Source organism: Chryseobacterium sp. Leaf201 (assembly GCF_001421435.1).
Lineage (GTDB): Bacteria > Bacteroidota > Bacteroidia > Flavobacteriales > Weeksellaceae > Chryseobacterium.
In genome coordinates, this window is record NZ_LMKA01000043.1 from 1 (window position 1) to 2,255 (window position 2,255).

The window sequence follows — 2,255 nt, forward strand, 5'->3', positions numbered from 1 at the left end:
TTATATCTCTTTGATATGAATTATATTTGTATTACTAATAAAAAAATTATATCAACCATGAAAAAAATCGTTTTAGGATTTACATTTGTTTTATCTCTTTTCTTTACAGAATCTTGTAATAGGGATAATGATTTGAATAGTGATGTACAAAATAGTGCATTAACAAATAATGTTTCAAAAGATGGATTATCAGCAAAAAATGATAATTTAACTGAAGATGAACTCGTGCTAAAATTATCTGCAGATCAAGATTTCATTGATTATGGAAATTCATTATTATCATTTTTTAATGATATGCCTACCAAGGCAAATTTCCGTGCTAATTTTGATCCTGGTAAATTTGGAGAAGGAAAAGAATCATATTTTCTTCAATTATCAGGATATTCAAGTACTCAGGTCGAAAGTAGAGTTGTAAAATTAGATAATTTACTTAGAACTCTTACTACAAGATATCCGCAACTAAATTATGACGGAAAGAATCAAGCATTTATCCAAAGTGTAATTGAAAAAGCAGATGCTATCGTTGAAGCAAATCTTGCAATATCAGGTAAAAGAAATCCTGCTTGTCAGGCATGTGTTGATAAGTGGAAACCAAGAATGATCACTGCTACAGTTTTTGGAGCTTTAGCTGGAGGACTTTTTGGAGGAGGCCACCCTTATGCAATTTGGGCAGGTGCTGTTGGCGGATTTGCTGGTGCAGGTTGGGGAGCTGTAGATTGCCTGGAAGCTGCCGGTTGCTAATAAATATTTAAATTATGAAATCATTAAAATTAAAAAGAGTTACTTTGGTAATTGCATCTCTTCTAGGAGTCCTGTATTTCGGATATACCTGGTTGAGCGCAAATTATAATGATACATCGAATTATGATTATTTAAAAAACAATTTTGGTCAATTTACCTTCTTTGGCTTTTTAATGTATTTTATTTATAATGTATTAAAGTATTTAAAGAAAGAAAATTTCTTCCCGACGTTTATTATTGTTTCATTCTTGGGAATTGCTATTGTATATGTAATCACAAAAATATTTTTATGGCCTTTTATCATTGTTCTTGCAATATCACTTTTTTTTTACTCTACAAGACAATGGTTAGTCGCAAAACCAATTGACTAGTCCTGTATTTATACATATAACAATAAATTAAGCCAAAGCAAATTCAAATTTGCTTTGGCTTTTTTATAAGTTTTAAGACTATATATATTTTATCTGTAAGTTAAAACAATCAAAAATATAGTATTATCACTAAGAGAATTTAAAATAAATCTCAAGAAACGATTAGAAAGAAAATTATAAAAGAAGCATTCTGGTCTAATGCTATACCAGGATATTTTCATAAATCATGTCTTTCTTACTAAATCATAACAAATTGCTGATCTTTTGTGACCGGCGTCATAAGCAGGGGTCTATTTAAAAAGTAAATTCGTATTTACCTGCTTTGACCAGGCAAAATCAACACTCCGACACTTTATACTATATAGGTATACGATGTTTGTGTGAATTTTTAATGCGACATCATGTTTATAGAAGAAGATTTACTGATCGCTTTTGGAGGTGACATTATTGAACTTAAAAAAAATGAATTGCTTTTTAAAGATAATAGTGTTCCTAAAGGAAAGATTAAGCTTACGAACCTCCAGACGGGAAACAGGGAGTTTATCCAGAGCCTGCACCTGAAGGGGGAGTGTGTAGGGGAAATTTTCCTGTTCTCTGCGTATCATTACCCTTTAGCTGCAGTTGCTATGGAAGACTGTACGGTCCTGCGGCTGGAGCGCGCGGCACTTTTTAAGCTGCTGAAAGCTGATTTCGAAATTCAGTTAAAGCTTTTTCAGTATATAGCAGAACGGATGCGTTTCAACTTTATTTTTTTAAACAGCCTGCTGTATGATGACGCTGCTGGCAGGCTCCTGACCATCCTAAACTTTGTAAAGGATACCCATCATAAGCAGGAACAATACTGCTGTAAGATCCCGTATACCAGAAAGGACATTGCTTCACTGGCGGGCCTGCGCATAGAAACTGTGATTAGAACCTTCAAAAAAATGGAACATGCAGGCATTCTTAAAATAATAAAAGGGAAAATTTTTTACTAAACAATCTGAATTTAAAAGTAGAGCTTGAGCAAGCTTAATCTTAAAAAATAATTAATGGCTGTATTTATTTTTTTGAATTGCTGAATGCTTGGAGTGTTTTACTCAGAATAGCAATAATATAAATTAAATTAATTAGTTATATTGAAGTCTCAAAAAACGATTAAAA

Annotated in this window: 3 protein-coding genes; all 3 read left to right on the forward strand. The window is 32.2% G+C overall.

The window, feature by feature from the left end:
* Positions 1-741: hypothetical protein (locus ASE55_RS03880; RefSeq protein WP_238584986.1), on the forward strand; the 741-nt coding region annotated here is incomplete at its 5' end.
* 14 nt (positions 742-755) lie between these two features.
* Positions 756-1,112 (forward strand): hypothetical protein, encoded by a 357-nt coding sequence (locus ASE55_RS03885; protein ID WP_056215834.1) that lies wholly within the window; start codon positions 756-758, stop codon positions 1,110-1,112.
* A 401-nt stretch (positions 1,113-1,513) separates the two neighbouring features.
* Entirely contained in the window at positions 1,514-2,089 is a 576-nt protein-coding gene (locus ASE55_RS03890) for a Crp/Fnr family transcriptional regulator (RefSeq protein ID WP_056215838.1), read from the forward strand.
* Positions 2,090-2,255: the final 166 nt, after the last annotated feature.

Excerpts from the sequence above, each read along its gene's own strand:
- ASE55_RS03885 (WP_056215834.1), top strand. The coding sequence starts at position 756 with ATGAAATCATTAAAATTAAAAAGAGTTACTTTGGTAATTGCATCTCTT.
- ASE55_RS03890 (WP_056215838.1), top strand. The coding sequence starts at position 1,514 with ATGTTTATAGAAGAAGATTTACTGATCGCTTTTGGAGGTGACATTATT.